The sequence below is a fragment of the Lysinibacillus sp. 38-6 genome (genome assembly GCF_046245175.1).
Taxonomy (GTDB): Bacteria; Bacillota; Bacilli; order Bacillales_A; family Planococcaceae; genus Lysinibacillus.
On the sequence record NZ_CP176417.1, the window covers coordinates 783,707 to 807,251 of the forward strand.

23 protein-coding genes and 1 pseudogene are annotated in these 23,545 nt (G+C 37.1%); 13 read left to right on the forward strand and 11 right to left on the reverse strand.

Annotated elements, in window-relative coordinates; all coding sequences use genetic code 11:
* Window positions 1-195 precede the first annotated feature (195 nt).
* Together ACKVEV_RS04075 and rarD are read left to right on the forward strand one after the other, a co-directional pair.
* On the forward strand, window positions 196-732 hold the full coding sequence (locus ACKVEV_RS04075; protein ID WP_409369127.1) for a hypothetical protein: 537 nt from the start codon (window positions 196-198) through the stop codon (window positions 730-732).
* Window positions 733-902: 170 nt separating this feature from the next.
* Complete coding sequence (gene rarD / locus ACKVEV_RS04080; RefSeq protein ID WP_409369128.1) at window positions 903-1,808, forward strand: EamA family transporter RarD; 906 nt, start codon at window positions 903-905, stop codon at window positions 1,806-1,808.
* Between the two features lie 56 nt (window positions 1,809-1,864).
* Here rarD and ACKVEV_RS04085 read toward each other — a convergent pair whose 3' ends face one another.
* Entirely contained in the window at window positions 1,865-3,109 is a 1,245-nt protein-coding gene (locus ACKVEV_RS04085; protein ID WP_409369130.1) for a helix-turn-helix domain-containing protein, read from the reverse strand.
* Between the two features lie 194 nt (window positions 3,110-3,303).
* On the opposite strand from ACKVEV_RS04085, the gene ACKVEV_RS04090 reads away from it, so the two are divergent.
* Complete coding sequence (locus ACKVEV_RS04090; protein ID WP_409369131.1) at window positions 3,304-4,602, forward strand: MFS transporter; 1,299 nt, start codon at window positions 3,304-3,306, stop codon at window positions 4,600-4,602.
* A 181-nt stretch (window positions 4,603-4,783) separates the two neighbouring features.
* Here the strand turns inward: ACKVEV_RS04090 and ACKVEV_RS04095 are convergent, their stop codons facing one another.
* The 4 genes from ACKVEV_RS04095 to ACKVEV_RS04110 all read right to left on the reverse strand — a co-directional run bounded on the left by ACKVEV_RS04095 (window position 4,784) and on the right by ACKVEV_RS04110 (window position 8,561).
* Window positions 4,784-5,500 (reverse strand): lactate utilization protein C, encoded by a 717-nt coding sequence (locus tag ACKVEV_RS04095; RefSeq protein ID WP_409369133.1) that lies wholly within the window; start codon window positions 5,498-5,500, stop codon window positions 4,784-4,786.
* Window positions 5,500-6,927 carry a LutB/LldF family L-lactate oxidation iron-sulfur protein gene (locus ACKVEV_RS04100; RefSeq protein ID WP_409369134.1) on the reverse strand — a complete coding sequence of 476 codons (1,428 nt, stop codon included), beginning with the start codon at window positions 6,925-6,927 and terminating at the stop codon, window positions 5,500-5,502. Before ACKVEV_RS04100 ends, ACKVEV_RS04095 begins: the two co-directional genes overlap by 1 nt.
* A 25-nt stretch (window positions 6,928-6,952) precedes the next feature.
* Window positions 6,953-7,669: a (Fe-S)-binding protein gene (locus tag ACKVEV_RS04105; RefSeq protein WP_409369135.1), complete on the reverse strand. Its 717-nt coding sequence runs from the start codon at window positions 7,667-7,669 to the stop codon at window positions 6,953-6,955.
* 169 nt (window positions 7,670-7,838) lie between these two features.
* Window positions 7,839-8,561 carry a FadR/GntR family transcriptional regulator gene (locus ACKVEV_RS04110; protein WP_409369136.1) on the reverse strand — a complete coding sequence of 241 codons (723 nt, stop codon included), beginning with the start codon at window positions 8,559-8,561 and terminating at the stop codon, window positions 7,839-7,841.
* A gap of 458 nt (window positions 8,562-9,019) precedes the next feature.
* Here ACKVEV_RS04110 and ACKVEV_RS04115 point away from each other — a divergent pair, with 458 nt between their 5' ends.
* The 5 genes from ACKVEV_RS04115 (at window position 9,020) to ACKVEV_RS04135 (ending at window position 12,963) form a co-directional block, all read left to right on the forward strand.
* Complete coding sequence (locus tag ACKVEV_RS04115; protein ID WP_409369137.1) at window positions 9,020-10,699, forward strand: L-lactate permease; 1,680 nt, start codon at window positions 9,020-9,022, stop codon at window positions 10,697-10,699.
* A 271-nt stretch (window positions 10,700-10,970) separates the two neighbouring features.
* Window positions 10,971-11,681, forward strand: coding sequence for a cytochrome c biogenesis CcdA family protein (locus tag ACKVEV_RS04120; RefSeq protein WP_409369138.1), 711 nt, complete (start codon window positions 10,971-10,973; stop codon window positions 11,679-11,681).
* A gap of 33 nt (window positions 11,682-11,714) precedes the next feature.
* Window positions 11,715-12,101 (forward strand): response regulator, encoded by a 387-nt coding sequence (locus ACKVEV_RS04125; protein WP_409369139.1) that lies wholly within the window; start codon window positions 11,715-11,717, stop codon window positions 12,099-12,101.
* A gap of 24 nt (window positions 12,102-12,125) precedes the next feature.
* Complete coding sequence (locus ACKVEV_RS04130) at window positions 12,126-12,623, forward strand: CcdC family protein (protein WP_409369140.1); 498 nt, start codon at window positions 12,126-12,128, stop codon at window positions 12,621-12,623.
* A gap of 148 nt (window positions 12,624-12,771) precedes the next feature.
* Window positions 12,772-12,963, forward strand: a complete 192-nt coding sequence (locus ACKVEV_RS04135) for a hypothetical protein (protein ID WP_340824768.1) — start codon at window positions 12,772-12,774, stop codon at window positions 12,961-12,963.
* A gap of 131 nt (window positions 12,964-13,094) precedes the next feature.
* Here ACKVEV_RS04135 and ACKVEV_RS04140 read toward each other — a convergent pair whose 3' ends face one another.
* Window positions 13,095-13,523 carry a DUF2621 domain-containing protein gene (locus ACKVEV_RS04140; RefSeq protein ID WP_409370495.1) on the reverse strand — a complete coding sequence of 143 codons (429 nt, stop codon included), beginning with the start codon at window positions 13,521-13,523 and terminating at the stop codon, window positions 13,095-13,097.
* A 259-nt stretch (window positions 13,524-13,782) separates the two neighbouring features.
* On the opposite strand from ACKVEV_RS04140, the pseudogene ACKVEV_RS04145 reads away from it, so the two are divergent.
* Window positions 13,783-15,248 (forward strand): annotated as a pseudogene (locus tag ACKVEV_RS04145) (amidase family protein).
* 78 nt (window positions 15,249-15,326) lie between these two features.
* Here ACKVEV_RS04145 and ACKVEV_RS04150 read toward each other — a convergent pair.
* From ACKVEV_RS04150 to ACKVEV_RS04160, 3 genes are all read right to left on the reverse strand, one after another.
* Window positions 15,327-16,592: an MFS transporter gene (locus ACKVEV_RS04150; RefSeq protein WP_409369141.1), complete on the reverse strand. Its 1,266-nt coding sequence runs from the start codon at window positions 16,590-16,592 to the stop codon at window positions 15,327-15,329.
* Window positions 16,593-16,679: 87 nt separating this feature from the next.
* Window positions 16,680-17,822, reverse strand: coding sequence for a winged helix-turn-helix domain-containing protein (locus ACKVEV_RS04155; RefSeq protein WP_409369142.1), 1,143 nt, complete (start codon window positions 17,820-17,822; stop codon window positions 16,680-16,682).
* Window positions 17,823-17,944: 122 nt separating this feature from the next.
* On the reverse strand, window positions 17,945-18,565 hold the full coding sequence (locus ACKVEV_RS04160; protein WP_409369143.1) for a YczE/YyaS/YitT family protein: 621 nt from the start codon (window positions 18,563-18,565) through the stop codon (window positions 17,945-17,947).
* 113 nt (window positions 18,566-18,678) lie between these two features.
* Between ACKVEV_RS04160 and ACKVEV_RS04165 the strand changes: the two genes are divergently transcribed.
* From ACKVEV_RS04165 to ACKVEV_RS04180, 4 genes are all read left to right on the forward strand, one after another.
* On the forward strand, window positions 18,679-19,131 hold the full coding sequence (locus tag ACKVEV_RS04165) for a MarR family winged helix-turn-helix transcriptional regulator (protein WP_409369144.1): 453 nt from the start codon (window positions 18,679-18,681) through the stop codon (window positions 19,129-19,131).
* Window positions 19,132-19,149: 18 nt separating this feature from the next.
* Window positions 19,150-19,668: a GNAT family N-acetyltransferase gene (locus ACKVEV_RS04170; protein ID WP_409369145.1), complete on the forward strand. Its 519-nt coding sequence runs from the start codon at window positions 19,150-19,152 to the stop codon at window positions 19,666-19,668.
* A 12-nt stretch (window positions 19,669-19,680) separates the two neighbouring features.
* The gene (locus tag ACKVEV_RS04175) at window positions 19,681-20,304 is read left to right on the forward strand and encodes an FMN-binding negative transcriptional regulator (protein ID WP_409369146.1); all 624 of its coding nucleotides are present in this window, start codon (window positions 19,681-19,683) and stop codon (window positions 20,302-20,304) included.
* A gap of 79 nt (window positions 20,305-20,383) precedes the next feature.
* The gene (locus ACKVEV_RS04180) at window positions 20,384-20,701 is read left to right on the forward strand and encodes a thioredoxin family protein (protein ID WP_409369147.1); all 318 of its coding nucleotides are present in this window, start codon (window positions 20,384-20,386) and stop codon (window positions 20,699-20,701) included.
* 322 nt (window positions 20,702-21,023) lie between these two features.
* On the opposite strand, the gene ACKVEV_RS04185 is transcribed toward ACKVEV_RS04180, so the two are convergent.
* Together ACKVEV_RS04185 and ACKVEV_RS04190 are read right to left on the reverse strand one after the other, a co-directional pair.
* The gene (locus ACKVEV_RS04185) at window positions 21,024-21,926 is read right to left on the reverse strand and encodes a cation diffusion facilitator family transporter (RefSeq protein ID WP_409369148.1); all 903 of its coding nucleotides are present in this window, start codon (window positions 21,924-21,926) and stop codon (window positions 21,024-21,026) included.
* 198 nt (window positions 21,927-22,124) lie between these two features.
* Window positions 22,125-23,366 carry an MFS transporter gene (locus ACKVEV_RS04190; protein WP_409370496.1) on the reverse strand — a complete coding sequence of 414 codons (1,242 nt, stop codon included), beginning with the start codon at window positions 23,364-23,366 and terminating at the stop codon, window positions 22,125-22,127.
* Between the last annotated feature and the right edge of the window lie 179 nt (window positions 23,367-23,545).

Consider the following 23,545-nt stretch of genomic DNA (forward strand, 5'->3'; position numbering starts at 1 on the left):
TATGCGTTTTCTTTTTAGGTGAATTTAGTGCAGAAGGTTCCTTGGATTTAACAAGGGATCTTTTTTATTTTGACAAAATGTGCTTTTCTCATTATGATAAAATAAATGAGAATGATTATCATATAAAAGGAAGCTGAAAGATGTTAAACAAAGCAATCCCATTACAAGAACAGGATAGTAATGGAGTGAGAAAAAATGATGAATAAAATGGATCTATCAGCATTATCATGTGAAAAAATGCAAGATGGCTCATTTGCTGTGAAAACGACAGAGACGATGATGCTATTAACCGAAAGTCGTTATAAGGAATTATTGCATATGGAAGAATTGTTTAATGCGATGCATAGCGATTTAGATGAAAAACAAGTTGTCTTGGAGCAAGAGCGAAAAACTTTAAAAAAACAAAACATCAAGCTTACTGAAGATATGCAAAAGTTGCAACAACAAAATGCGGTGTTACAAAAAAAGCTTACAGAATATAATTGTGTTGTCGACGAATTAAAGGAACTTCGTCGCCAAAATACAGACTTGTTAATTGAGCTTAGTAAGTATACAGCGCTGTCAAGAGAATCCTTATCAGGTCCGTTAAAATCGATGATTCGAGATTTACGAGAGCAGGGGGTAGGCATAAAAGAAATTCATATTCGTATTAAACGTCAAATTAATCCAGATATTAGTTATAGTATGGTACGCAAATATATTTCTGAGCTTGAGAGTGAAAATAAAGCGTAATATCAAGGTTTTTTAGCAGAAAACAATACGCACATAGTAAAATTGTGCATTTACAGTTGCCAGTCAAAGTCCTATAATTAGTCTATTCTTTCACATTATGATTGAATGTTATAGTTGTGACCTGCAAGAGCGTCGCAATTGATTTAAGAAGAGTAGGAGAATTTAAGACAATGTCAAATGAGAAAAAAGGGGTATGGGCAGCGTTTATCGCCTATGCTATTTGGGGAGCATTCCCACTTTATTGGAAACTACTTGAGCATGTGCCAAGTATGGAAATTTTATTAGGACGTGTTATTTGGTCCTTCGTCTTTACAGTGCTCGCAGTCATACTTTTTGGAATGCGGAAAGATTTACTAGCAGATTTAAAATATTTATGGACACATCAGAAAAACTTTTGGCAGTTAGCTTGTGCTTCTTTTGTTATTTCAATGAACTGGTATTTATATATTTGGGCTGTAACGCACGAACATTTAATTGAGACAAGTCTTGGCTATTATATTAATCCATTATTGTCCGTTATTTTTGGGGTTGTATTCTTTAAAGAGACGTTAAGTCGTGCCCAATGGGTTGCAACAGCTATTGCATTTATTGCGGTTATTATATTAACGGTCAACTATGGTACAGTTCCTTGGGTGGCCATTCTAATTGCCCTGTCGTTCGCTATTTACGGGGTATTGAAAAAGAAAATTACATTAGATGCAACGAGAGGATTAGCGATTGAAACTATGTTTATTCTACCGTTTGCACTAGGGTATTATGTTTATTTATTTTCAACCAACCAAGCGTCATTTTTACATGTCAATATCCATACAGATGTGTTAATGATTGTTAGCGGTATCGTAACGGCTGTGCCTTTAGTTTTATTTGCGAAAGGTGCTCAAAATATTCCGCTTTACCTTTTGGGCTTTATCCAATATGTTGCGCCGACAATCGTGTTAATTTTAGGCGTCGTGCTTTATAAGGAACCATTCAGTCATGTGGAATTACTGGCATTCAGTATTATTTGGGTAGCCTTAATCTTGTTCTCCGGTTCAAAAATTATAGAAATTAGAAAAGCACATCATAAATCTGCATAATGAAAAGGACTTGTAGAATTTTCTACAAGTCCTTTTTCCATTGATTATTCCCTTAATTAGTGCCTGGCATCAATTTGTGCTTTAATCGTAAAATAGGTTTCCTCAATTTTTTTCTTATACGGCAGGTCGATTAAATCAATGGAATCCATGTAGGCTTTTTTAGCAAGTTCGTAGGCCGTTGTAAGCTCGCCAAAATGTGCATAGCAAAGCGCTTTATAGGATAAGCATTCATTCATACTCAGCAAATCATAAGGGTGCGTAACTAAAATAGGGGTCTCTGTAAATTGTTTAAATACTGAAAGTGAATCCGTATAACGACCAAGTAAATATAAAGCTTTTCCCTTTTCAGCGTAATAAAAGTTCTTATCAAGTTTAGCCGAATCAGTAAGGGTATTGAAATGTTCAATGGCAACTAATGCTTGTTCATAATTTTTTTTATAATTGTTATAATAATGGGCTTTTAAAACGTATATAAAGGCATCTACATCATCATGTTCAACGAAAATACGATACTGCTCTAGCTTCTTCATCATATGGTCAGCCTGCTGGAAATCACCATCTATCATGGCGCAATAGGCACCAATACGATACAAATCATCAATATGAGAAAATAATTGATTTTGATGGGCATGCTCAATTGTTTCGTTAATTAGTTGTTTACCCGCTTCATGTTCACCAATGGCTAGCTGAAAAATACTGATGTAATAAGCCACTTTTCCTTTGTCACGTGAATCGAGCTGATAGTTTTCTCGCTCAATTTCTTCTTTTACATGTAAAATACAGTGATAGGCGTCGTTATAGCGACGATTTTCAGAAAATATGCCAAGCTGGAGTATAAAGGTTTTAAACCAATGGCTCCATAAATTGATTTCTTTAAAAATTTGCCGCGCTTGTTGAAGCGGTTGTTCCCATGTTGTGAAGCCGACCACATACTGCGCATATGCATAAATATATAACAAACGTCCCGCTTCATAGCTAAGAGATAAATCGTCTATGTACGGCTGAATAACATTAACGATTTGCTGGTGGCTGTTTGCGTCTCCAAAATTTGCCTCGTTAAACATGCTTTCAACTTGCTCCAATAGGTGGCGTATATCAGAGGATGCTACTTGTTCCAGTAATTCACTTGCTTTCACACCTAGACGTTCCGCAATGTAGTCAAGGCTTTCCATCGAAGGTTTCGCTTTATCATTTTCTATTTGACTTAGCATGCCTTTTGTTAGACGATCGGCAGCAAGCGCCTCTAATGTTAATTTTCGTTCTTTTCGTAGTTTGCGTATTCGTGCCCCTAAAGAGTCCACTGCCTCGCCTCCTTTCTTTCACTACTAACAATAATAACTAAACTTCGTAAAGTCCATACATTTTCTCAAACAACGATAGACCCTTTTGTTTAATTATATTAAACTTTTTCTTGCGTGGGAAGTGGAAGCTATGGTATATTTTGTTTAATAAAATTAAACTTTTAAATTTGGTTAAAAAGTGGGAGGGTTTTTTAATGAATGAAGCGGCGAAATATAAAAAGGCAACCTATCATTTATGGACATTTACAGCCAGTAAAATGATTGCCATGTTAGGGACCCAAGTGTTGTCTTTTGGGATTAGCTTGTACATTTTAGCGATGACAGGTTCTGCAACAAGCTTTGCAACCAATATGATTTGCTCCATATTACCTCGTGCCCTTGTTGCACCATTAGCAGGTTATGTAGCAGATAATTTTCCGAAGAAGCGCACGATATTATTAGCGCAAGCTGGTACAATTTTGACGATGGCTGGCTTACTGTTGTATACAGAGAACGTTGGAATGTCAGTTAATGCAATTTATGTGACAACCGTATTTTATACACTCTGTTCTGCATTTTCGGGGGTAACGTTCACGTCAGCCATTGCAACACTTGTTAATCCAGAACGTTTACAGCGGGCGATGTCATTTAATCAAATGTCAATGTCTGTAGCGGCAGTAGGTGGACCGGTTATTGGTGGCATGATGTACGGCTTTTTCTCAATGGAAGTTTTTTTAATGGTCCATATGGTGGCCTATACTATTGCCTTTTGCTTAGAGGCAACGATGAATTTTAACTTATACAGTACACGAGCGGAAAATGCGAAAACAGAAAAAATATGGCAAGGGCTTGTTGGTGGTTTTCACTATATTAAAAAACATAAGGTCATTAAAGTGGTCATGTGGCTGTCCTTGTGGATAAATTTATTTTTCTCGGCAATCGTAGTTGGCGGAACATATATTATTATTGAAGTACTGAAGGTTAAAGCTAATCATTTTGGTTTTATTGAAGCGTCAGGTGCGCTCGGCATGCTAGTAGCTTCCATCTATTTTGCAACAAGGGCCGAAATTAAAGTGCCGCTTCGTTTTTCGAAAATAAGCTTATTGTTGCTATCTAGTAGCTTAGTATTTGCGGTTATACCTTTAGTGACCAATCTTTCGTATACAATGATTGTTGCTTTTTATATTGGCTTATTTTTCATATTTGCTATTTTTGAGATTGGCGTTAATATGCCTTTAGGTGTTTTTATGCAAAAATTGATTGCCGAGGAGTACCGCGGGCGAGTATTTGGGCTAATGGAAACGATGGCGATGTCGATGATGCCAATTGGTATGCTTGTATATGGCATACTTTATGATATGTTCCCAGCTACAGGAATTTTAGTTGTAACAAGTGCCATTATCGTCGTTATCACGCTGGTCTTACTGCGTACGGCGGTCTTAAAAGAAGCACATCCAGAATATTACGATGCAAAGCAGACGGCACAGAGTAGCGAACTGATTACAGACAGGTAGATGCTAGCCATGTAGGGGGGCCAATAGCATCAACGAGAGATTTAGTGGCGATTTCTGAAGTTTTAGTGGCGCAAGCGAAGAGGTTCGTGGCGATTTCAATGGATTTAGTGGCGATTTCTAGATTTTTAAAAGCAAATATACAGGCATGCAACGGTTCTTTGCGCATGCCTGTTGTTAATTTTTATTGATCCTCGATGACAATATAAGTTGCTTTAATCGGACCATGGACACCAACGATTAGTATCATTTCGATATCTGCAGAATTACTTGGACCAGTAATAAAATTAATGCAGGAAGCAATTCGTTCACCATTTTGAACTTTTTGACTAATCCACCTTGCTGCCTGTGTGATACGAGGAACGATAGTACTTTTAGGAATTAAAATTATCGACTTTTCGGGTAAAAAGCTAACTGATCTCCCTTTATGCTTGTCACTAAAGAGAACGGCAGTACCAGATTCGGCTAATGTCATTTCACTGATCGTAATGCCAATGTTTGCTTTTTCGGCTTGTCGGATATTTTCTGCTGGCTGTGTTTCATCCCATACATAAAGTTCAATATCTTCTTGTGGCCATTTTGTATGCATAAATGGAGATAAACCATAATTTTCATAGCGTTCATCTTGCCATGTAATGACAGAGCGACCACCGTATTGCTCTACGACTTTTTGTAAATCGGTTGCAAGATTTGCTGTAGTCGTAACAATCATATTTGTATTAATATTTTTACATTGCTGCTCTAACACAGCAACGAGTTCATCTTTCGTCGCATCTTTTAACACACGGTCCTGTGGCTGGTATTGCCAAACCGGTTTTGTCAGTTGTGTTTTTGGAGCCCGTCCAAGTTGTGTCGCAATATTGGATAAAAATGACTCTCTATTGACAATGCTTCCTGCCATTATTCCGAACCTCCTTTAGTACGGCTGTTAAACCAGCTGCGGAAATTTTCTTTATTCGGCGCTGGGAAATCTCGTGCTTCTGTCCACGCTTTTAATGGACCTGGTCCGTTTGATATTTTATTATCCTTTGTAAATGGTGACATGGCTGGTGATGCCATTTTCGTTGCCATTTTATATAAAGTAGGGGAGGAAGCACCTAAGCCGAATGCCTTCATCAGTAGTTTTTCAGATACTGGGGCTTTTCCTTCATTTTCAACGATGACTTGGCGATGTCGATGAATCAGTTGATGTAATGGAATTTTGACAGGACAAGCATCTGTGCAGGCACCGCACAAAGTAGAGGCATATGGTAATTCCTTGAAATCATCATAACCTCCTAACAAAGGTGATAACACAACTCCGACAGGGCCTGAGTATATCGAACCGTACGTATGACCACCTACATGACGGTAAACAGGGCAGGCGTTAACACATGCTGCACAGCGAATGCATTGCAAAATAGGTTGGAATTCACCACCTAAAATATCTGAACGTCCATTGTCGACAATGACTAAATGGAATTCTTCTGGTCCATCTGTATCGCCTTCATCTTTTACACCAGTTAATGTTGTAATATAGCTTGTCAATTTTTGACCAACGGCACTTCTTGTTAGTAAACTTACAAGCACTTCCATTTCTTCAAACGTAGGAACAATTCGTTCCATACCCATTACCGTAATTTGTGTTTTAGGTAAAGCGGTTACTAAATCTGCATTGCCTTCATTCGTCACGAGTGTAATGGAGCCGCTTTCTGCGATGGCGAAGTTACAACCGGTAATGCCTATATCAGCTGTTAAATATTCGTTACGTAGTTTTTCACGAACATAAAGGGCTAGTTCTTCCGGTTTTTCTGTTTTGTCATAGCCTTGTTTTTCTTTAAAGACATCGCGAATTTGCTCTTTGTTTTTATGCAAAGCCGGCACGACGATATGCGAAGGTGGTTCATGATCGTCTACTTGCAAAATGTATTCACCAAGATCTGTTTCAATCACTTCACAACCAAGTTGTTCAAGCGCAGGATTTAAATTAATTTCTTCTGTGACCATCGATTTGGATTTGACAATTTTTTTTGCTTGCTTTTCTTGAGCAATTTGTTGAATATAGCTCGTTGCTTCTTGAGCAGTTTTGGCGAAATACACATGACCGCCACGATTTGCTACATTTTCACTAAGTTGATATAAGTAATAATCTAAATTGGCAAGGACATGTTGTCGTATTTCCTCACCATGTGAACGCCATTCTTCCCAATTGCCCAGCTCATCCGCTTGTTGTAAACGGCGCGTTTGAAAGCGTTCTTGGGCACTTGATACCGCCCCTCGCATAAAGGTATTTTCTAGCTCTTTCGTTACACGCTTGTTAAACCTATCATCGCTTGTTTTCATTGCCATTCGATTATCCTCCTCTAAAAGCAAATTAACGGCAGTTAAGCACTTCCGCAATATGCATCACTTTAATTGGTTTACCTTGTCGCTCAATTCGACCACCAATATTGATTAAACAACCCGCATCAGCACCAATTAAAATATCGGCTTCTGTTTCTTCCACATTTTGTACTTTTTCATTAACCATTTCTCCAGAAATATTGCCCATTTTTACGGAAAAAGTGCCCCCAAATCCACAACAGCGCTCTTTTCCTGGTAGTTCCACGTATTGTAAGCCTTTTACATGACTTAATAATTTGATAGGTGCTTCTTTTACGCCTAGCAATCGCGTCATATGGCAAGAGGTATGAAACGTAGCTTTCCCTTGTAAATGAGCCCCAACATCTTCAACTTGTAAAACTTCTACTATAAATTCAGTAAATTCGTATGTTTTATCAGCTAATGCTTGCGCTTTCGGTTCCCAAATAGCATCACCTTTAAATACTTCAGGATATTCTTTAAACATGTAGGCACATGACCCGGAAGGGGAGACGACATACTCCGCATGTTCAAAAGCGGTAATCATTTTTTTCATTGCATTTTTCGAATCTTGTACGTAGCCACTATTGTAAGCAGGTTGGCCACAGCAAATTTGATTTTCGGGAAAATCGATATCGCAGCCAAGTCTCTCTAATACTTCGACAACTGCTTTACCTACCTCACCTTGAAACATATCGACTAAACAAGTCGCAAACAGTGTAACTTTCACGCTCATCGCTCCTTTTGTGATTATACTTAGTTGAACAATTATTCAACCGGTCATCAGATGACTTGGTATGTAGATTGCTTTAATAATACTACAACCTTTTACAAAGTTGAAAGTGTTAATTTACAATTTTCAAAAAATAATAGCTGCCCATCATAGGCAGCTAAGGCTTTTATCGTTCAGTTGATTCGAAATATTGCATTAAAACGTCTTCCACATTACTTAAATGAGAGGACATCGCGTGTTTTGCTAGTTCCTCATTTTGTTGCTTAATGGCAAGAAAGATTTGCATATGTTCATCATACAACTTTTCGCTTGTTGTTTTTTTCGAATATAACCAAATGCGGCGTGTTTCTTTCATTGTTTCGATCATTAAGCCGGATACTTGGTCTAAAATTGTTGCGAGTAGCGGATTTTGAGAAGCTGCTGAGATTGCCGCGTGAAATTGGTAATCCGCTTTTTCGCCTAGTTCGCCATCACCTTGTGCAAGTTTCATATCATCTAGAATGCGAAGCATCTCTTGTAAATCATCTTCTGTTCGATGCATAGCAGCGCTAGCAGCCGCACCTACCTCAATAATTTTTCGTACTTTTAATAAATGTGAAACGTCTTTTTTATTCGTTAACGATAGTGTTGAAAGTGGGAAATCCAGTGATTTGGATGGCGTGTTTTTAACAAAAGTCCCGGAACCTTGTTTGATTTCAATTAAGCCCATTGCTTTTAGGGCCGATAGGGCTTCTCTAATAGCAGACCTGCTAACTTGTAATTGTTCAGCAAGTTGCTCCACAGAATCAAGACGATCGCCAGGCTTTAGGTCACCTGCACGAATTTTTTCATAGAGCATTTCTGATACTTCTTCATATATTTTTTTCTGTTTAATTTTCTTTAATTCCAAGATGCTACACCTCATTCATCTCAATCAATTGCTCTACATTCATAACTTTATTATACATGATGAAGGAAAATTTACCTCACTGTTTCAAGTGCATACTTAAAATTGTCCATAAAGGGATATGTGTATATGGCATTAGTGAACGTAAAAATTATTTTTTGTAGACAAAAAATATTGAATTTTTAAATTATAGTTCATATAATTTTAGCATATAGTCATCAGATGACCTAATCTATTTGCAGTGGGAGGCGTTATAGTAAATTTAATGGGTGTGGTAATTTGGTAGGTGTTAGTTAAAAGATAACTTCATTTGTAGTTTTCTACAAAAGTTTGACGAAGGTTACGGGAGCAATAGGGGTGAGGAATAGCTGTAGCTATTAACTCATACCAACAATGATTCAATAGTTGCTAATACCTACTGTCATGTATTTGCGAGAAATCATAATTTGGGGGTATGTAATTTGACATTTACACAAAATTTTACAGCTGTTGGGGGTAGTTTAACTTGGTCGGCAATTGTCGCAGTTATCCCTATTCTTTATTTTTTCTGGGCGTTAGCAATTAAAAAAATGAAAGGCTATATGGCGGGGTTAACAACTTTACTTGTTTCTTTAATTTTGGCTACCATTGCTTTTAAAGTGCCAATTGGTACAGCAATCATGTCTGCTACACAGGGGGCTGTTTATGGGCTCTTACCAATAGGCTGGATTATTATCACTTCCGTTTTCTTATACAATATCACCGTAAAAACAGGGAATTTTCATATAATACGTCATTCAGTTTTGTCTATTACGGAAGACCGGCGCATACAAGCATTATTGGTAGCGTTCTCATTTGGCGCGTTTTTAGAAGGAGCTGCAGGCTTCGGTGCACCGGTTGCCATTTCTGCCGCGTTATTAGTAGGGCTTGGTTTTAACCCACTGTATGCAGCAGGTCTTTGTTTAATAGCCAATACCGCGCCCGTTGCATTTGGTGCCATTGGGGTACCCATAACGGCAATGGAAGGGCCAACAGGTATTTCGGCATTAGAAATTTCAAAAATGGTCGGACGGCAATTACCGTTTTTAGCCGTATTTATTCCTTTCTTTTTAGTTTTAATTATGACAGGGTTTAAAAAGGCTATGGAAGTAATGCCAGCCATTTTAGTGTCAGGTATATCATTTGCTGTCACACAATATGTAAGCTCGAATTTTTTAGGTCCAGAATTACCGGATGTTTTATCGGCATTAGTATCGCTCTTTGCATTAGCTGTGTTTATGAGGTTTTGGCAGCCAAAGACGATTTATCGGTTTGCTTCTGAACGTGAAGTAACAACTGATTCAAACGCAGCAAAAGAATCTTATAGCGGAGCTACCATTATCAAAGCTTGGTCACCGTTCATCATTTTGACAGCTTTTATTTCTTGTTGGGGAATACCGGCCATCAAAAGTGCTTTAACGGGGAATTATGATGGTGCAAATATTATTTTAAAAGGTGTAAATGTTTTAGGACAAGCTGTGACCTTTACAGTGGAAGTCCCATTTTTACATAATGAAGTGTTAAGTGGCGCAACAGGGGAGCCAATCGCGGCGTTTTACAAGCTCGAATTGTTAGGTGCTGCAGGTACAGCCATATTATTGGCGGCAATCGTTTCTAAATTTATTTTTAACGTTTCTTGGCACGATTGGGGCAAAACATTATTTGAAACGTTGAATGAGATTAAATTTCCGCTCATTACGATTTGTAGCGTCGTGGCGTATGCCTATGTCACAAATACAGCTGGTATGATGACAACGCTGGCATTGGTTTTAGCGAAAACAGGTGTGTTATTCCCGTTCTTCTCACCAGTACTCGGTTGGCTTGGTGTATTCATTACAGGATCAGACACGTCGTCAAATGTCTTGTTTGCGAAGCTACAGCAAGTTACTGCTGAATCAGTTGGAATGGAGCCAGTGTTAGCACTTGCTGCTAATGCTTCTGGTGGCGTCACAGGGAAAATGATTTCACCACAGTCTATTGCAGTGGCAGCAGCGGCGGTTGGACTTGTCGGTAGGGAATCAGAATTGCTACGCTTTGCTCTAAAATATAGTGTGATGCTTCTGTTATTTATTTGTATTTTAACGTTCTTACAAAGTACAGTCCTTGCTTGGATGATACCATAAATAGATTAGGGATTTTCACTTGCTTCCTTCATAAAAAGCTAATTAAACTTCAATGGCTTTACAGAAAGTGTTCGATTAACTGAAATTAATCGAACACTTTTCTCTATTTAACAATGAATTTAGTTGACAAAAAAAACGATGCGAGCGCATAATTCAGATGTACTTTTGAAAACAGAGCGATTTTCATGAAACGTTCACAAGCTTAAAGGGCGCAATTTCCATTATTTTTTGGTACGATGGAGGCAGTAACTGTAAGGAGAGAATGTAAAATATGGAAACTGACATTAACGTATTTTTAGCGTTTGGAGCAGGTTTTTTAAGCTTCATTTCACCATGTACACTCCCACTGTATCCTGCCTTTTTATCATACATAACGGGGATGACTTTAGATGAGCTAAAATCTGAACGCGGCATGCTACAAAAACGTGCTATTTTGCATACGCTATTCTTTTTACTAGGATTTTCAATTATTTTTATAATGATTGGTCTTGGTGCATCGTTAGCTAGAGAGTTTTTCCTCAATTATCAAACATTATTGCGTCAAGTTGGTGCTATATTAATTGTTATTTTTGGTTTAATGATTGTAGGACTACTGCAAATTGATTTTTTAATGAAAGATCGCAAGTTTCAATTTAAAAATCGACCTTCCGGCTATATAGGTTCGATTTTAATCGGTATTGCATTTGCAGCGGGGTGGACACCGTGTACCGGTCCAATTTTAATGTCCATTATTTCGTTAGCTGGAGCAAATCCTTCTTCAGGATTTAGTTATATGTTTGCTTATTATTTAGGTTTTGCAATACCATTCTTTGTGTTATCGTTCTTTATTTCACGGATGAATTGGATTCGCAAACATAGCCAAAAAATCGTAAAGGTCGGCGGCTATATTATGATTGCCGTAGGGATATTGTTATTCTTTGATGGTTTGACATATATCACACGACTATTACAGCCTATTTTCGGTGGATTTATTGGCTTCTAATCTGCTAAACTAAAGGGCATACCGTACTTTAACGTGGAGGGAGATGAATACGTGCCTACAGTTTTAGTAGTGGATGATACGCTATTTATGCGTGTAACAATCAGTAATATGTTTAATGAGTGGGGTTATGAAGTAGTCGGCAATGCAGTGAATGGAAAAGAAGCTGTAGAAATGTATCGAGAGCTACAACCAGATCTTGTAACGATGGATGTAACGATGCCTGTCATGACAGGGATAGCCGCTGTAAAAAGAATCATCCCCGAATTCCCTAAAGCAAAAATTGTGATGATCACAGCTTTAGGACAACAAAAACTAATCGTAGAAGCGCTTGAAAGTGGAGCGAAGGATTTTATTACGAAACCTTTCGAGCCTGAAAGATTAAGGGCTATTGCAGACCAATTAGTTGGTCAAAATTGTTAATTTAACATCAGGGGAGGATTTTTTATGTTAAGCAATATCCCTTCTCACTATTATGTTATAGGTTCGACTATAATGGCCATTTTAATGGGTAGCTTCGTCATGGTAGTTCGTATGAGAGCTTCCAAAAAACCTACAAATGAGAAGAAAATTATTATTCCACCGATTGCAATGTCTTCAGGTGCATTAATGTTTTTATTTCCACAATTTCGAGTGCCACCGATGCAAATTTTAGAAGCAGCTGCTGTTGGCGTGGTATTCTCGACAATTTTAATAGCCACTTCTAAATTTGAAGTTAAAGGTCAAGATATTTATTTAAAACGTTCCAAAGCGTTTGTATTTATTTTAGTCGGACTATTAATATTCCGTGTTATAGCGAAAATGATATTAAGTAGCTCCATCGATGTTGGCGAGTTAGCAGGCATGTTTTGGATATTAGCATTTGCTATGCTCGTACCATGGCGCATTGCAATGCTCTTGCAATTTAAAAAAATCAAAAAAACAATTCCACTAAAAAATATGTAATTTACAAGAAACTACACTAGCACATGTGCTGTTGTAGTTTTTTTACGTTTAAAAAGTCTTAAATAATTATGTAATTAATACAACACCTACATTTCATCTCGTATCGTGGTATACTAGGAAACACGTTAAAAATTGAGGAGTTTATGACATGAAATATTTTAAACCACAGATGCAACAGCTAGTAAAGGAAAACCGTGAATTACATGATCGACTAAAAGAGCTGATGGCGGATATGGATTTGCAAAAGAATTACGCATTAAAGGCGCTGTATCATGCAGAAGTAGCAGACGGTGGGCGTTACCAACAAGACTATCAAGCATTAGATCATTTATTTAAATAATATTAAAAGCCGCACTTTTTACAGAGTGCGGCTTTCTTAAAAAAATATAGTTGCTACTGCCATTGATTTGCGTTGCAGGCTGACGCTTTCCGCGATAATCGGTTTTTGTGCAGCTTTTACTTTGCATACAATTATTCAAAAAGATGCTCGTACGGGGAGACATCTATTTGCAGTTGATCTAATTTTTTGCGTAAAAATTTATGATCACGTTTGGGCGTAGCTTGTATGTAGCCACGAATAATCAAATCATGGTCGATTGCTTTAGCTTTCTCTTCTAAAGCAAGTTCCCCAATTTTACCCGCAATTTTTTCTTTCGCAACTTGTCTAAATAACTCAGGTACTGGGCTCACAAGCTCATAAAGAAGTTCCTTCTCAGGTTGTCCCCATAGATGAATCGTTTTATCTAAATAAAATTCCTGCCAATCTAAATCGGACTTTCCATCCTGTTTTGGTAAAGCCTTTAAAAATTTGCGGAACATAAAAAATCCGCCAATTGCCATTAATGAAATAAGGACGACTACCCAAAATAAAATAAACCATAAAAACCAACCTTCTAACAAATCGTTCACCTCTTTGTCTTCTCTCCCTCTATTATAAAAGCAAGCCTAAAAAAATTCATCCTTAATGTGGTTATTTTTACAATAAGTTTGAGATGTTTCGTCATATAGTTGCGGATTTTGCTAAATAAATTTTTAGATTAACTTTTGCATAACCACGCGAACACCTTTCACTAAATACTATTGGTTAAAAAAGGGTTTTTTCATTTTTTTATAGAATATTTACTTACAATAGAAAAATGAAATTATAAGGAGAAAACTATTGGGAATACAGTTTACTGATTTTTTACAAGAAGAGTTAACTATTAATGATATTCAATTGGCTATGGAAAATGGAGAAATAACTTCCAAAGAGCTGGTCATGTATTACTTACATAGAATTGCGAAGTATGACCAAGATGGACCGAAAATAAATTCGATTCTTGAAATTAACCCTGATGCAATCTTTATTGCGGAAGCATTAGATTATGAAAGAGAGACAAAGGGAGTTAGAGGTCCATTACACGGTATACCAGTTGTACTTAAAGATAATATAGAAACAAATGATTCCATGCATACGAGTGCAGGAACACTTGCATTAGAAAATCATATTAGTAGTCATGATGCATTTCTTGTTGAAAAGCTTCGGGAAGCAGGTGCAGTCATTTTAGGCAAAGCAAATATGACAGAACTTTCTAATGGAATGTCAAACACAATGTGGGCAGGCTATAGTGCTAGAGGTGGGCAAGTATTAAATCCATATGGTGATGCTGAACTTTTTGTGGGTGGATCAAGTTCGGGTTCTGCAGTTGCAGTAGCTGCGAATTTTACCGTCTTAGCTGTCGGCACAGAAACAGATGCTTCTATTTTAAGTCCAGCGATCACAAACTCAGTAGTAGGTATAAAACCTACAGTGGGATTGATTAGTCGTACTGGTATCATTCCATTCACCTATTCACAAGATACAGCGGGACCAGTGGCGCGGACGGTTACAGATGCATCCATTTTATTAGGTGCACTAGTAGGGGTTGATAAATATGATGCCGCAACCTGTAAAAGTGAAGGCAGACTACAACAAAATTACTCAATTTATTTAGAAGCTAATGGTTTAAAAGGTGCTAAAATTGGTGTGTTTAAAAATGCCTCCCAAAAGTTTTACCTATCTGATGAATATGATGAAAAATTATTTATGAACGCTCTTCACACTTTATGTGAGAGGGGGCTATAGTCATTGAAGACATAGAAATCCCCTCCTTTCATAGAGATTGGAATAGGGCTGTGTTAATGTCTGAATTAAAACATAGCTTGGAAAATTATCTAGTCAAACTCCCATCTCATCTACCTGTACACTCTATTACTGAATTAATTCAGTTTAATAAGCGTTTGGCAGATAAAGCATTGAAATACGGACAGAATAAGTTAGAAGAAATTGTGTTGTTACCAAATACATTAAGGCATTCAGAATATTTGAATGCAAAGCTGGATGATTTATATTTTTCTCAAATGGGTATTGATGGTGCTTTAAAAAAGTATGACCTTGATGCAATTCTTTTCCCATCGTATATAGGTTCAACGATTTGTGCTAAGGCGGGCTATCCATCCATCGCTATACCAGCTGGATACAAGGAAAGTGGAAGACCGTTTGGTATAACGTTTGCAAGTACTGCCTATAGTGAAGGTTTATTAATCAAACTTGCGTATGCTTTTGAACAAGCGACAAATCATCGAATACAACCAAATATAATTTAGATTAGTATAGGCCTGATAAGAAAAATTGTTTTACAGGCCTTTTACTATGTAATATGCAAAATGCTAAAAACCCTTGCATTAACTAGATTCATTTCCCGTTTTAACGTTAAATTGAACATTTGAAAGTTTTGGTTTCTTCCAAATTATGCGTTGCATAGATACCCCTGTTAAGCCAATAATGCAAAGTCCAAGACCAATTGTTTTAAATGCGGTTACTATTCCTAATTGTGTAATGAATAGTCCACCAAGAAGAGGGCCGGCAATAAAAAGAATACTCATTAAGGAATCGATTATACCAGTAACCCTTCCTATTGCATCCTTAGGTGGTTCCGTTTGAATGAGGTAATTGATTGCTGTAAAAGTTAGCCCGTTTCCAATTCCGCCAATAATCGAAAGAATAATAGCAAGCGCAATGAAATTGTATTGCAATAGGAAACCAAAGCCGCCAGTCATTACACCGATTAGAAGACTTCCAAAACCGAAAAAACAACCGAATTTAGAAATGTTTTTAAATCTACTTAGCAGTATGACCACAAAGAGCGATCCGATTCCGATAGCGGAAATTGCCCAGCCAGTAAACGCTGGTTTGTTTGGGAATACTTCACTAAACAAAGTGACAATCTGTGCGTCAATCATTTGGATAGTTAAGGTGCTGAATAGCCCGAAGATTATACTTGCTAAAAGGATTTTGCTGTTGAATACGATATGCCAACCTTCATGCCAAGAACGAAGAAATCCAGAGTGACTAGTTTCAAATTTTCCATTTGATTCGATTTCTTGTACCTTAATTTGTATAAGCAATATGGCAGAAATCATGAAAGCTATGGCATTGATTGCAATAGACACTTTTGGAGAAAAGATTCCTGCCACAGAACCCCCCATAAGCGGACCAACGACCTTTACTAACTGAAACAGACTGCCATTAATCGTGATGGCTTGCATGATATTTTTTTCATCCACAATACTTCTCATTAATCCTTGCTGTGCAGGAAGACTTATTACGCCAGCCGTGTTTCGCAAAAATAAGATGGGCAGAGCTAGCCAAGGTGTTGGCGTAAAGACAAGCAACAAAGTTAACGCTGCACGAAACAAGTAAGAATAAATAAGAATTTTACGTTTATTTCTTCGGTCGGCAAATACTCCCGCAAATTGTCCTAAAAGGATACTAGGAATGGCATACATAACTGGTATTAGAGCTATCAGCATCGGGTCAGCGTGCCATGTATACTTGAATAAAATAAGGACCCCCACAAAATCAAACCAGTTTCCTAAATTGGCTAAAGTGTTAGCAGAAAAATACTTAATAAAATTGCCATTGCGCCATATTGATAATTCCTTGTTCATAAATAATCCCTCCACGCTAGTGTTTCTAATAACAAGCATAACGAGCAATTATCAGAGGAATATCAGAGGAAATAAGTTTTTAAACAATTATTTTAAATGGTATTGTAACTGAAGTTCAATTTTGCTATGTAATTCATTTAATTTGTATTCTTGTATATACTTATCTTTTAATTTTTGATAGTAAGTTTGTAGTGTACCACTTATTCCAAAGTCTTCTAAGCAAAACACAATCATATTAATATTCATTAATATTCCAGGTATGAATTTTGCTTCTTGAAGTAGCTGAAATCCTTCATCAAAAAAATCTTTCGCTTTCAATTGATTGTTTTTTAGAAGCCAATAAATGCCTTTAATAATGGAAAAATGCGCATTTTCTCTTAAATAAGGATAGCTTGCGAGTTTTGTCTCTGTTTCTTGCATTGTTGCTTCGATCCTAAGAATGTCCTGTTGAAGTAGAGTAAGCCATAGTTCTGAAAGTAAGATTAATGGTATGAAGCCTTCCATGTTTTTTTCCACTATCTCTTTTTTACATTGATGAAGAAGGGTAGCTGCTTCATCCAATTGTTTTGAGAAAATCAACAACGATAGCCGATTTAACAACTTCATTTCTGATCGATGATAGTCGGGTATTTCTTCTGCCAATAAAGCACAAGTAAAGTAATCAAAGCATTTCTCTTTATCTGATTCTACTAATGAGTAGATATGCAATAAATAAAAGCATTTTTCCCAAAAGGTGATTTCATGTGCCTCAAGAAACCAACTGAAATCTCCTTTCATAAAATGGAAGTAGAGAAGGTTAGGTAAGTCGATTTGGAAGCCAAATACATTCTGGTTTTCGGCTAATAGTTTTAGCGCATCTCCCTGTCCGTAGCGATGATATGTATGAAAAAGACTTTTAACTTGTGTGGATACTTCGTTGTCAGTTAATAAAGGACTTTTATGTATCTCTTTCAATATCAGAAGGTATCCTTGCCCTCTAATAGTTTTAATTTCCATTATAGGGGAAAGGGGTTGAATTTTCTTCCTCACCCTATAAATATGGTCATCTACAGTTCGATCGATTGGATTTTCCATTGACCAAACAGCGTTCAATAATTCCTCCCTAGTAAAAATACGTGAAGGATTTTGATATAAGTAATTAAATAGATGATATTCCTTCGGTAAAAATACAATTTTTTCGGAACGATAGGTTACGTAATAATCGGTTTGGGAAAACTGAATCTTTTCCATTCCTTCACCTCTGTAAAATGGAGTTTATAGTACATTTTAACAGAAAGGTAATATTAATCCTAATTGCTTATCCAAAAGTATGCTCGTCAAAACAGCAGTTTGTGGCGAGCATTTTATAAACGCTATTCCTTACTTAATGGAGCAGCATCTGTTAAAGCACCGTCTATGAATTTTTTCGTAATGGGCATAAAGAAATTAAGTATTAGGCCCCCTAAACTAACGGTTAACAAAGTGCCAACGCCAATGGGCCCCTTAAAAAGCATTGCTAATAGTAAAAACAACACGTAAATGGATGTTCGTGCAAAAAATATACTTTTCCCTGTTAATTGTTGGACGATTAATGTTAAGCGATCGACAGGAATCGGTGCGAAATTGGTTTGTAAATAAGTGGCCGTACCTAAGCCGATAATCATTAAACCAATGCCAAAACAAATGGCTTTGCTAAACCATAGTTCTGGAGTTAATAAATTATGTAATAAAAATAACCAGATATCAATCCCTATGCCTGTAATCAAGGCTGTGATTAAGCCTAAAAACTCCGGTCTTTGTTTTACTAAAAGGGCATTGCTGCATATTAACAGTAGAGCAATAATCACTTCCCAACTCCCAACGGTCAGTCCTACATTGCTAGATAGTCCTACCAACAGTGCATCAAAAGGGGACGTTCCAAGATCTGATTGAATGGTGAATGCAATACCTAGCGTTAATAGTAAAATGCCTAATACATAGAAGTTATATTTCACTTTGGTTGACCTCCTTACCGCTATTTTTTTTGTTGTATTTGCAACAAAAATAGATTAAATTCAATATATATTCTTTTTGTTGCATTTGCAATAAAAAACGGAGGAGTTAATTTATGGAGGAAATTCTTCGTGAAATAGGCATGATTGCAAGAGCGTTAGATTCAATCAGTAATATTGAATTTAAAGAATATGACCTGACAAAAGGGCAGTATTTATATCTTGTACGAATTTGTGAAAATCCAGGCATCATACAAGAAAAGGTAGCAGAGCTAATTAAAGTAGATCGAACAACGGCAGCTCGTGCAATCAAAAAACTGGAGATGAATGGCTTTATTGAAAAGAAAGAGGATGACCAGAACAAAAAAATAAAAAAACTTTTTCCGACTGAAAAAGGTAAAATGATTTTTCCATTTATAAAGAAAGAAAATGATCATTCAAACCGTGTTGCATTAGCTGGATTTTCTGAAAGTGAAGCGGAAACGATTTTTCAGCTTCTACAACGAGTTCGAAAAAATGTAGAAGTAGACTGGGAATTTGTGAAAAAGGGCAATAAGCGAGAATATTGATAAAGGGGCTGTAAGTAAATGACTGTAACAATCACAAAGTGCCATATGGAAAATGTACAAGTTCTTCAAGAAATAAGTATAGAAACGTTCCATGATACTTTTAGCAATCAAAATTCACCTGACAATATGAAAGCCTATATGGATAGAGCATTTACTATAAAACAACTAGAGTCAGAACTAGCCAATCGTTCATCGCAATTTTATTTTATTTCGGTCGATAAGGAAGTTGCGGGCTATTTAAAAGTAAATGTAGGCGATGCCCAATCCGAAATAATGGGGAATGGCTTCCTTGAAATTGAGCGAATTTATATAAGAAACAAATTTCAAAAAAAGGGGCTTGGAAAATGCTTAATTGATCAAGCAATAGAAATTGCAAGAGAACAAAACAAGGACAACATTTGGCTAGGCGTTTGGGAGAAGAATGATAATGCTATTCGTTTTTATGAAAAATTAGGCTTTGTCCAAACTGGCGTACATTCATTTTATATGGGTGATGAAGAACAAGTGGACATTATTATGACAAAAAAACTGATTTAAAGGAGGGCTATAATGTATATTCCTAAATATTATAAAATTACGGATGTTCGAGAAATTGAAGATTTTATCCAAGCAAATTCTTTTGCTACACTTGTTACAACAAAACAAGGAACACCCATTGCTACACACTTACCGTTAATGTTCCATAAAATAGGCGATGATACGTATTTTACTGGTCATATGGCCTATGGCAATCCGCAGTGGAGAACATTTGAATCGTGTGGAGATGTGCTTGTCATGTTTCAAGGCCCACATGCGTATATATCTTCTTCCTGGTATGCACACGAAAATGTTCCAACGTGGAATTATCAAGCTGTCCACATGTATGGCCAAGCCACTATTTTAGAAAAAGAAGAGTTAGTGGAAGATTTAACAATGCTATTAGAAAAATATGAGGGAAATAGAGAGAAACCTGTATTATGGGATACACTTTCGCCTGAGCTGTTAGAAACTGAAATGAAAGGTATTGTTGGATTTAAAATCAAGATAGATAAAATTCAGGCTGCCTATAAATTAAGTCAGAATCGGAATGAAGAAGATTATGGACATATCATTGACCAATTAAAAAATGAAGAAACACCTAATTCACAACAAATGGCACAACTAATGGAACAGAGATGTAAAAAGCAACGCTAGAGCAATCTTTATGTATCCAGATAGAGATTCATTTATGTTATTATAAGAAAAATATATTTGTTTTGAAGGAGATTTATCAGTGGAAAATTTACAAACGATAGCGCAATTTGAAGAACTAAAAAAAGGGGAACGTACACTATTCGTATTTTCAGCAGATTGGTGTGGAGATTGCCGATTTATCGATCCAATCATGCCTGAAATTGAAGAAAAGTATAATACTTTTAATTTTGTAAAGATTGATCGCGACCAATTTATCGATCAATGTATTGAATTAGATGTATTTGGCATTCCGAGCTTTGTCGCTTTCCATAAAGGTAATGAAGTAGGCCGCTTTGTTAGTAAGGACCGTAAAACACAGCAAGAGATTGAAGCTTTTATTGAGGGTTTAACTATATAAAAAAGTTCTAGCTAGAAGTGGACATTAATGTCACTCTATTTAAATGCCTTATACTAAGCGCATATTGATTTTCGTTACGGGTCGCTCGCTTTCCGCGGGCGTGGCTTAAGCCTCCTCCTCCGCTGAGTTGCGTTTGGTGTCTTAAGTCTCACGCTTGTCCCGCAGGAGTCGAGCAACCCTTCACTACAATCAATTAAACTTTTCCTAATTAATATGTTGGCAAAGGTATAAGAACAATTAAGGAGCCTGCCTCAATTAACAACATTAGTATATGGATTTAAAATAAACACCCCCTATACGTTAGGAGGTGTTTATTTTGTGCCTATTGATGATTATCGTACCAAGGGTTTAAGTGAATCAGTACTTCTTCTACATTTTGGTGCTGCGCCATGATCGTTTTCTTAATTTGGCGGATAATATCATGACCTTGTTGGATCGTTAATTCGCCAGGTACACTTACACGAAGATCTACTAATACATAATGGCCATGCTCTCTTGCACGAAGACGATCAATACGTTTTACTTCTGGAATGGTGCGTATTAACGTTTCAAAATTATCCAGTGTTTCTCGACTGACACTTTTCTCCATTAGTGTGTCAATCGACTCAAGTAACATGCCATATGCCAATTTGAACACTAAAATCGTCACGATGATACCAGCAATTGGATCCCCATATGTAAGGATGTGAATATGATAATTTTCCCCAACGAGTGCAAGCCCAATACCAAGTACAGCCGCAATCGAAGCGTAGACATCTGCCAAATGATCATAGGCAGTAGCAATTAAACCTTTACTATTTGTTCTTTTGCCAATTCTAATCGTATAAACGTATAAAATAAGCTTCCAAACAAGGGAAACGATTGCGGTAATAAAAGCAATTAAGCTTGCTTTTTCTGGTTCCTGAAAGAATGCTTTGATTGATTCATAAGCAATATAAAGTGCAGCGATGATTAAAATAATCCCGACAATTGCTGAACTGATGACTTCCGCTTTACCATGTCCGTACGGATGATCTTCGTCAGCAGGGCGTTTGGAAATACGCATCGATGTTAACGCGGCACCACTTGCAATAACATCACCCGCATTATGATAGCCATCTGCAAGCAAAACAGGACTGTGGAAAAGAGTACCAACTACAATTTTTAAAATAGTTAACACGATGTTGCTTAGTAAACTAATCCATCCTGCGACTATTGAAGCATTGGAATTTGTGCTTTGATTCATAAATGTATACCTCCGATAAAAATCTTTCCTAAAAGCAACAAAAACCTTTGACTCGTTTTAAGTCAAAGGTTTCTTATAAAAAAATTTAGCTTTTGTAGTTTAGAAAATTGAATCATATTTCTCACTCCTATATAGGCGTCCACTGAGTGTACCACATTCTATTCACCGGTTCAATAATCGACATATTAGTTAGCCATATTATGTCGATTTTCGATACCATATTATTATAGGAATAAGCATAACAGATAAAAGTCCACCAGTTAAAGATAATACGGCGTAACTTGAATTAGCTACAATGACGCCAGAAAGAGCCCCACCTGTCGCACCACCTAGCGCAACAAACACGTCAATCGTTCCTTGAATTTTAGCGCGTGTTGAAATTGTTGTTGCATCAACAATTTGTGCAGTTCCACTAATTAAGCCAAAATTCCATCCTAATCCTAATAAAGAAAGCGCGACAACAAGCATCACCATCGAATCACTTGGTGCATAAGCTGCGACTAAACCGGCAAGTAGTAAAGTCACACCAGCAGCGATACTCATCGCTGTTCTACCAATCTTATCTACAAGAATACCTGTAACGAGCGAAGGCAAATACATGGAGCCAACATGGAAACCTATCACGATGCCAACAGCACTTAAATGATGGCCATGATGTTGCATATGAATGGGCGTCATGGTCATTATCGCCACCATGACGATTTGCGTCAGAATCATAACCATTGCGCCTACGATAATCCCATTTTTATTAGGTAAAGTACTAGCATGACTAATAGCTTTGTCAGTGTCCGGTTGACGATGGACTTCTAAGGATTTGGCTAAAAGTAATGGATCGGGACGAAGCATAATAAACAAAACCATACCGGCCATTATAAAAGCCGCTGCAGATAAAATAAAAGGGCCAGCTAAAGAAGGAATACCTATTGAAAGTGCGAATTTTCCCATTACTTCAACTAAATTTGGTCCTGCTACGGCGCCAAATGTTGTCATGACCATCGTAGTACTAATCGCTTTAGCTCGTTGTTTTTTATTTGCTAAATCAGTCCCTGCATAACGAGCCTGTAAATTTGTTGCTGTTCCTGCACCGTAGACGAGTAGGGACGCGAATAATAAAATAACACTATTGAATAAAGCGGCCATTACAACCCCAATCGCGCCCAGGCCACCGCTAAGAAAACCTACAGTTAAACCAATGCGACGGCCATAGCGTTGTGATAGCTTGCCAACGATGAATGCAGCGATTGCAGAGCCTAAAGTAAAGAGAGCTGAAGGTAAGCCAGCAATGGCGTCTGTACCAAGCATCTGTTGTGCTAACAGGGCACCGACTGTAATGCCTGCTGCAAGACCTGCGCCACCAAAAATTTGTGATAAACTCACCACAATTAAAACTTTTTGATACATCTTTTTTAGTTTTTCGGGAGAATGGACGATACGCCCGATTGCATGATTGTCAGTTTCCAACTGTATGTAGCACCAACTTTCTCGGCATTTGATAATATAAACTACAACTTATAAAAGATTATTTACCCATCTTAACATAATTAAGGAATTGCAGAAATATACCAAGATGTATTCCATATGGAAGACCTATGCTCCGTGGAGAATCTTATACACGTCAC